Genomic DNA, 236 nt, shown 5'->3' with positions numbered 1-236 from the left:
GGGCTTGTGGGCCTATGAACTGCCAGAAGGAGTGCTGCTGTGAAGAAAAAAGCCGCAAAGCAGATCGTCACCGATTGTCACGCCCGCCTGGATACAGCGGGGATACCCAGCGCTGACGGGGCACCGTGCGACGATCCGACCTGTCACGGCAAATTGGAGCACCGGATTGCGGGGCTGATTGCCGAGCGGGATCGCCTACGAGCGCTAGAGCCCGCACTGCTGCTGCGCTTTGCCGA

The 236-nt window shown here is 62.3% G+C and carries 1 protein-coding gene; it reads left to right on the top strand.

Translation table 11 applies throughout. The annotated features are described in order from the left end of the window. Window positions 1–39: 39 nt before the first annotated feature. A partial coding sequence (locus NCS03_RS31100; RefSeq protein WP_250530522.1) for a hypothetical protein occupies window positions 40–236 on the top strand: 197 nt, incomplete at its 3' end.

It is taken from the genome of Caballeronia sp. ATUFL_F1_KS4A (assembly GCF_023630905.1).
In the GTDB taxonomy this organism is placed as follows: Bacteria; Pseudomonadota; Gammaproteobacteria; order Burkholderiales; family Burkholderiaceae; genus Caballeronia; species Caballeronia zhejiangensis.
This window is presented reverse-complemented; position numbering and strand designations above follow the sequence as displayed.